Genomic DNA, 7,165 nt, shown 5'->3' with positions numbered 1-7,165 from the left:
AAATATGAAACGAATGATCAACTTTTTAATCACCAGAGAAGGAGTACATAAACGTTTGCTGCAAAAGGCTCAGTCACTGCTTCGGGATAACGGTTCCTCAGAGGAATTTAATGAATTGATTTATGAGTATAAGATGAGTTTACAGGTTTTAGAATAACGAGATACCGGTAAAAAGCGTCATAGAGACTTCGAGTATGAAGTCTCTATGACGCTTTAGTGTATATTAGCCTCTGATTCCTAATTAGACAGCATTCCCCTTACTTTGCAGGAAAGTTGTGAGATGATTAGGTTAAATCTTTCCTGCTAAGAAATCTAAAGATTAAGCTATGTCAAAATGGAAAAGGCATCATGTACCTCATATGTGAATGGTAAACTAAACCATACACATTTACGCCAATGAAAGCATACAAGTTTCTGCCACAAACCATACAACTTTTTGCCAATAACCATACAACTTAAATCAAATACAGCGACCGGACTTTGTTAGAATAGGGGCTAGCAAAGAGGTCAGGAGCTGTTAGCTTGAAAGGATTTAAGATGTATAAACAGATACAGCAACTTAAAGAGATTGGATTCACTCGGTCTCGGGCTGCCAAGCAGCTGAACATAAATCGAGAAACAGTAACACGATATTGGAACATGACAGCGGATGAATTCGCCAAACAGCTGTATAGCATTAACCGAGAACTGCTACTTTCAAACTATGAGGAAATCATCATTAGTTGGTTGAAACAATATCCAACAATGACAGCCGCCCAAGTATGCGACTGGCTCAGGGAGCATTACAAAGAGGATATCAAGGAACGAACTGTCAGCCGTTATGTCAAAGGGTTACGAGAGGAATATAATCTTAAAAAATCCAATCATCCTAGGGATTATGAAGCTGTAGAAGAGCTCCCAATGGGGCAGCAGTTACAGGTGGACTTTGGTGAAAAGTGGATGCAATCCATTGATGGACAACGTGTAAAGATTCGCTTTGCAGCCTTTGTACTAGCTCATGCACGTTACAAATGGGCATTCTTTCAAACTCGGCCTTTCACAACAAGCGATCTGGTTTCAAGCTGTCATGAGTGCTTTAGATATATAGGTGGGATGCCGCTAGAAATGGTATTTGATCAGGATAGTATCGTCAGCGTTTCAGAAAACTATGGAGATATTATTCATACCTTTGAGTTTGAGAAGTTCCGGCAAGAATGCAATTTAAAAGTATACCTCTGCCGAGCAGCTGATCCGGAAAGCAAAGGTAAGATAGAGAATGTGGTTAAATTCATTAAGTATAATTTCATTGAAAACAGACTTTTTGCTGATGAGGAAGTTCTCAACAGTTCGTTCCTAAAATGGTTGGATAGAACCGGTAATGCGAAAGTTCACGGCACTACCAAAAGGATACCAGCCAAGGTGTTTGAAGATGAACGTGAACACCTAAGGCCCCTGTTGGACATCCGATCAAACGGTGATGTAACCATTTACAGAAACGTTCGGAAAGATAATACGATCGTCTATGACAGTAATCGGTACTCTTTGCCTCTTGGTACATACAACAACCAAAAAGAGGTCAGCATTGAAGCGAAGAGTGAAAAATTGACGATTATGACCGTATTCGGTGAATTTATCTGTGAACATCCAATCTCAACCGGCAGAGGTCAATTAATTAAGAGCACCAGTCATTCCAGAGATATTACAGACTCGATGGATAAAGCTCAAACTACTGTTGATGAGCTGTTATTATTCAAAGCAACCGATTTTCTGCAGACAATTCGAACAGAAAAAGCACGCTATGCCCGTGATCAGTTCCGGTTGCTGCAAACATTATGCGATAGCTATGGAATTGATGACGTACTCAATGCCATCAGATATTGTGAGGTAAGCAAACTCTTCGGAATAACGTATGTAAAGGATTTTTTAGAGCACAGTGCCAAACCAAAACAAGTAATCGTCCTCAATGCTATTCCTGTTAGCAACAACAAGTACCATGTAACCACTGAGAAACGTTCTTTGGATGTGTATGCAAAGGCAGGTGGCAGCCATGAATGAACGGATTGAACGTGTCAATGCATTGGTGTCAGGACTGCATTTGGTTCCTGTTGATTTAGAAAACCTTTATGCTAAAAAGAATAATCTCACGCCTCTCGAAAGCGTTGAAGTTTTCCTTTCGGAGCAACAACGTCTTCGGACGGAAAAGCAAAATCTAATTCGCAGAAGAAGAGCAAATCTACCTGCCGAAAAAACCCTGGAAACTTTCGACTTCGGATTCCAACGCAGCGTATCTAAGGAACAGATGCTAAGATTGTCCGATATGACTTGGGTTGAGCAAGCGTTCAACATTTGTTTCCTGGGCCCCCCTGGTATCGGGAAAACGCATTTGGCTTTATCCTTAGCGGTACAGGCTTTAAACCTAGGTTATGCTGTAGCTTTTACGACCTTGGATGAACTCATAATTACACTAAAAACCTCACAAATCTCGACTGCCAGTAAAAGGCGGATAAAAATACTCAACTCAGCAGCACTGGTTATTATTGATGAAGTTGGCTTCATGCCACTTTCTACAATAGAAGCCAATTTGTTCTTCGGTTTCGTGTCTTCAATGTCCGAGAAAACATCACTCATCATTACCTCAAACAAAGGATTCGATGAATGGGCTGACTTTTTAGGGGATGCCACAATTACAACGGCGATTTTAGACCGCCTTATTCACCACTGCGAGATTTTAAACATGACAGGCAACAGCTACAGACTCCAACATAGGAAGACCATTACACAGTAACAAAATGTTGTATGGTTTGTGGCGAAAAGTTGCTGGTTTTACTTGACTGCTTACATCTGTCTCACAAATTGCTTAAAAACAATCCCTGAACGCAAGAACAATTAAAATAAAATGGAAAGGAGATAACTTACATTGCAAAAATTGTGTCTTGACAAAGGGGTTCGTATATAGGTTTTTAGCCATGAACTGTAAGAGCACAAAAAAACATGAGAAAATAATCACAATATTCAAACTATTGATGTGAGGAGGGAAAGAAATGTCGGATAATTTTGCTGCGGTAGGTTTGTTGCTTGCGTTTGCAATAGGGTTACCTATCGTTGTCATGGCTGTTGTTCATCTATTGGCACCCCATAAGCCGCACAGGGAAAAGCTAACAACCTATGAATGCGGTAATGAGCCAATTGGCAGGGCGTGGATCGGATTCAAGAGTAACTACTTTCTTTATGCTATTGTCTTTACTGCCTTTGATATAGAAACAGTTTTTTTGTATCCTTGGGCATTGACGTTTCGTAAATTAGGGACCTTCGCTTTTGCTGAAATGTTTATTTTCCTGATCATTCTTATAGTTGGTTTTTGGTATGCGTGGAAAGAAGGTGCTTTGGAGTGGATGTAAAGAAGGAGAAAGAGCTGCGTGATGCTGAGGCCGCGGCTGAAAAGAATATTCTGCTTGCCAGCGTCGAGAAGTTCTTGAACTGGGGTCGGGTGCATTCTTTCTGGCCCTGCTCTTTCGGTCTGGCTTGTTGTGCTATTGAGATGGCATCATCAGGAGATCCTCGTTATGACTTGTCGCGTTTCGGCTATGAGGTGTTTCAGGCGTCACCGAGACAAGCAGATTTAATGATCGTGGCAGGGACTTTGACACGGAAAATGGCCCCTATTGCGCGTCGTATCTATGATCAAATGCCGGAGCCCAAATGGGTGATTGCCATGGGCAATTGTGCCTGCTCAGGGGGTCCGTTTGCAGATTCTTACGCCGTGGTACCTGGAGCGGACAGCATTGTTCCCATTGATGTCTATATCCCTGGCTGTCCGCCAAGACCGGAATCCTTGATTTTTGGGATGTTGCAACTTAAACAGAAAATACAAAATCCTGCTAAGGCGAGGTTAATTAAGCATGTTAAGTGAAATTTTGAGAGCACAAGTATCCGAGTTGGCAGATAAGGTTAATGGACAAGTTGAAGAGAGCCTTGGCGTTCTCGAATTAACTATTAATTATCCATATGTGCTGGAAGTTTTGACGTGTGTTAAGAATTTCGCGGCTGTTCCGTGTGATTTTTTGCATGACTTAGCCGGTATGGATCTGGAGGATCACTTCGAGGTTGTTTACCAATTATCCAGTCTGCGCGGTCCACAGCGTTTACGTGTTATAGCGATAGTTGAAAGGGAAAATCCCGTGATTGACTCGGCCATTTCCCTTTGGAAGGGAGCAGACTTTTTAGAGCGTGAAGCCTTTGATATGTTCGGCATTCAATTCAGAGGACATCCTAATTTGAAACGCATTTATATGTGGGACGATTTTGAAGGATATCCCTTGCGAAAAGATTATGTTGTTGAGAGTCATGAACAACGAGCGGTAATGCGAGTAAGAAAAGAAGGGGAATAGGTGGGGGAACTATGACGATTAAAGGAACTCAAGAGTATTCGGTGAACATGGGCCCCCAACACCCAAGCACGCATGGCGTGTTTCGCATGGTGGTCCATTTGGATGGAGAAGTTGTTACTAACGTTGAACCCAAAATTGGGTATCTCCATCGTGGTTTGGAAAAAATGGCGGAAAATCGTACTTATAATCAGTTTGTTCCGTATACTGACCGTCTGGATTATCTGGCAGGTCCGCATAACAGTTTGGGTTACGTCCAAGCCGTTGAAAAATTGATGGGTATAGAAGTTCCCGAACGTGCAGAGTACCTTCGCGTGATCTTTGCTGAACTGGGTCGGATTGCCAGTCACTTAGTCATGATCGCGAGTGGGTCTCTGGATATTTGCGGTTGGACTCCCTGGAGTTATTGTTTCCGTGACCGTGAACGAATCCTCGACTTATTTGAGATGACTGCGGGCAATCGTATGACTCCAAATTACTTTCGCATTGGCGGGGTCAGCCGTGATGTTCCAGACGGATTTAAGCCTGCACTTAAGAGTTTTCTCGATGACATGCCGGAAATGATTGAGGAGTATTATGGCATCTTTTTCGGTAATGAAATTGCGCAGTCACGTATGAAAAGTGTGGGTATTCTCCCTAAAGAATTGGCAGAAAATCTGCTCATCACGGGAGCGAATCTACGAGCTTCCGGAGTACAGTATGATGTACGGAAAGCCGAACCTTATGGTATATACGATAGGTTTGATTTCGATGTCCCAGTGTTGTATGGCTGTGATACCTATGATCGACACTTTATTCGCCTTCTTGAGATTCAAGAGAGCAGAAAAATTCTTCAGCAGGCACTGAGAGACATCCCGGAAGGGCCTGTAGAGGCAAAGGTACCGAAGGTGATTAAACCCCCAGCCGGCAAAGTTTATCATCGAGTTGAGAACCCAAAGGGGGAGATGGGTTGGTACATAGTCAGTAATGGGACGACGAAGCCAGCCCGGGTACGTATACGTACCGGAGCATTTGTTAACGTTCAAATGCTTCCGGCTATAGTGACCGGTTGGAAGATTCAAGACCTTGTGACTATTTTTGCTTCCATGGATCTCGTCTTAGGTGAAGTGGATAAGTAAAAATTTTCGATGAAAGGAGAAGAAGATGGACGCTTTAAACAATGTGTTTGTGAATATAGCGGCCTACATCCGTGGACTATTTGGGGATTCCCACTCTTTAGGTGCCGATTTGACGATTAATATTATAGTATTTATCATGCTCTTTTTGATTATGGTTGTTGCGGCTTTGTTTCTCAGCTTGGTGGAACGTAAATTTGCCCACTGGGTATCCCAAAGATCAGGTCCCAATCGCCTCGGGCCGCACGGGTGGTTTCAATTTATTGCTGATGCGGTGAAAATGTTGGGTAAGGAAGATATCTACCCAGCTAATGTAGATATTTTCCTTTTTAAGATTGCCCCAATGATGCTCGTAGGGGTTACCTTGATGGCATTTGGTGTTATTCCCTTCGGTAAGGGAATGGTGGCAATTAATCTTGACTTAGGTATATTCTACTTTTTGGCAATTTCCTCAATTTCAACGTTGGCGCTTCTGATGGCAGGGTGGGCATCAAACAATAAATTTTCTCTACTGGGGGGATTTCGAGCAGTAGCTCAAATGATAAGTTATGAAATACCTTTGCTCTTTTCTTTGCTAGGTGTCGTCATGATTACTCAGACCTTCAACCTTTCATCTATCATTGAGGCTCAGAAAACCATTCCCTTTATATTCCTGCAACCCTTGGCTTTCTTAATTTATTTAATAGCCGGTATAGCAGAAACGAACAGGGCTCCGTTTGATCAAGTTCAAGGGGAGCAGGAGATTGTAGCCGGGCCTTTTACGGAGTACTCCGGACTCAGGTGGGGGCTATTTATGCTTGCTGAATACGGTAACGTGGTCGCTACATCTGCAATTGCTGTTTCGATGTTTTTGGGTGGTTGGTACGGTCCGGGATTTCTGCCTGGATGGCTATGGTTTATTCTCAAGATATGGCTCGTAATTTTCTTAATGATGTGGGTCCGTTGGACCTTTGTTCGGATGAGAGTCGATCATCTGATGCATTTTGCCTGGAAGATTCTGCTTCCTTTATCGTTGGCGAACATCTTTTTAACAGGTCTGGGTATTTATATTTACCAGCTATTCATTTAGCGGATAGGAGGGTAAAAAGTGTTTGGTAAAGGTTTAATAAAGGGCTTGAGCATTACGCTTAAACGTTTCTACGGACCCAATCTTACAGAGTATTATCCTGAAGTAAAGCCGGACCTTCCTCCCCGTACACGGAGTTCCATGGCTCTTGAACCCGAGAAGTGTATTTCTTGTGGGCTTTGTGTAAACGTTTGTCCGAATCAAGTCATTAATCTAACGAGCGAAAAGAATGAGAATAACAAGAAAGTATTGAAGACTTACCATATGAACATTGGTCGCTGTCTTATTTGTGGGTTATGTACGGAAACCTGTCCGACCGGTGCGCTTAGACTCTCCCAAGAGTTTGAAAATGCGGTCTACCATCGCGAAGAATTACTGTGGGATATGATTGCGCGATCTAAGCAATCGAACAAGCCAGGTGGAAAGGAGGGGTAAAGGTGGGCACTATCGTTTTCTTTATCTTCGCCATCATGGCCATCGCCGCGGCTTGGGGTGTTGTCACATCGAAGAACATTGTGCATAGTGCATTCTATTTGGCACTTTCCTTTTCGGGTGTTGCAGTGCTCTATGTGCTTATGAATGCGGATTTCCTGGCCGCAGTTCAGTTGCTGGTTTACACA

General features: G+C 42.9%; 9 protein-coding genes. All 9 read left to right on the top strand.

The features are described 5' to 3' along the window. The first annotated feature begins 522 nt into the window (after positions 1-522). Complete coding sequence (gene istA, locus REC12_RS06650; RefSeq protein WP_308893039.1) at positions 523-2,034, top strand: IS21 family transposase; 1,512 nt, start codon at positions 523-525, stop codon at positions 2,032-2,034. Then, positions 2,027-2,764, top strand: coding sequence for an IS21-like element helper ATPase IstB (gene istB / locus REC12_RS06645; RefSeq protein ID WP_308893037.1), 738 nt, complete (start codon positions 2,027-2,029; stop codon positions 2,762-2,764). The genes istA and istB overlap by 8 nt, the downstream gene beginning before the upstream one ends. A 256-nt stretch (positions 2,765-3,020) precedes the next feature. Next, entirely contained in the window at positions 3,021-3,377 is a 357-nt protein-coding gene (locus REC12_RS06640) for an NADH-quinone oxidoreductase subunit A (protein WP_308893035.1), read from the top strand. Next, the gene (locus tag REC12_RS06635) at positions 3,368-3,889 is read left to right on the top strand and encodes an NADH-quinone oxidoreductase subunit B (RefSeq protein ID WP_308893034.1); all 522 of its coding nucleotides are present in this window, start codon (positions 3,368-3,370) and stop codon (positions 3,887-3,889) included. The genes REC12_RS06640 and REC12_RS06635 overlap by 10 nt, the downstream gene beginning before the upstream one ends. Beyond that, positions 3,879-4,367: an NADH-quinone oxidoreductase subunit C gene (locus REC12_RS06630; protein WP_308893033.1), complete on the top strand. Its 489-nt coding sequence runs from the start codon at positions 3,879-3,881 to the stop codon at positions 4,365-4,367. The genes REC12_RS06635 and REC12_RS06630 overlap by 11 nt, the downstream gene beginning before the upstream one ends. Before the next feature lie 11 nt (positions 4,368-4,378). Next, positions 4,379-5,482, top strand: coding sequence for an NADH-quinone oxidoreductase subunit D (locus tag REC12_RS06625; RefSeq protein ID WP_308893032.1), 1,104 nt, complete (start codon positions 4,379-4,381; stop codon positions 5,480-5,482). A 25-nt stretch (positions 5,483-5,507) separates the two neighbouring features. Beyond that, the gene (gene nuoH, locus REC12_RS06620; protein ID WP_308893031.1) at positions 5,508-6,548 is read left to right on the top strand and encodes an NADH-quinone oxidoreductase subunit NuoH; all 1,041 of its coding nucleotides are present in this window, start codon (positions 5,508-5,510) and stop codon (positions 6,546-6,548) included. A gap of 18 nt (positions 6,549-6,566) precedes the next feature. Further along, the gene (locus tag REC12_RS06615) at positions 6,567-6,980 is read left to right on the top strand and encodes a NuoI/complex I 23 kDa subunit family protein (protein WP_308893030.1); all 414 of its coding nucleotides are present in this window, start codon (positions 6,567-6,569) and stop codon (positions 6,978-6,980) included. 35 nt (positions 6,981-7,015) lie between these two features. Continuing rightward, positions 7,016-7,165: NADH-quinone oxidoreductase subunit J (locus tag REC12_RS06610; protein ID WP_308893040.1), on the top strand; the 150-nt coding region annotated here is incomplete at its 3' end.

Source organism: Candidatus Desulfosporosinus nitrosoreducens, from assembly GCF_030954495.1.
GTDB lineage: Bacteria > Bacillota > Desulfitobacteriia > Desulfitobacteriales > Desulfitobacteriaceae > Desulfosporosinus > Desulfosporosinus nitrosoreducens.
This window is presented reverse-complemented; position numbering and strand designations above follow the sequence as displayed.

Coding starts and splice junctions, on each gene's coding strand:
- REC12_RS06625 (WP_308893032.1), top strand. CDS start 4,379: ATGACGATTAAAGGAACTCAAGAGTATTCGGTGAACATGGGCCCCCAA.
- REC12_RS06630 (WP_308893033.1), top strand. CDS start 3,879: ATGTTAAGTGAAATTTTGAGAGCACAAGTATCCGAGTTGGCAGATAAG.
- nuoH (WP_308893031.1), top strand. CDS start 5,508: ATGGACGCTTTAAACAATGTGTTTGTGAATATAGCGGCCTACATCCGT.
- REC12_RS06640 (WP_308893035.1), top strand. CDS start 3,021: ATGTCGGATAATTTTGCTGCGGTAGGTTTGTTGCTTGCGTTTGCAATA.
- istB (WP_308893037.1), top strand. CDS start 2,027: ATGAATGAACGGATTGAACGTGTCAATGCATTGGTGTCAGGACTGCAT.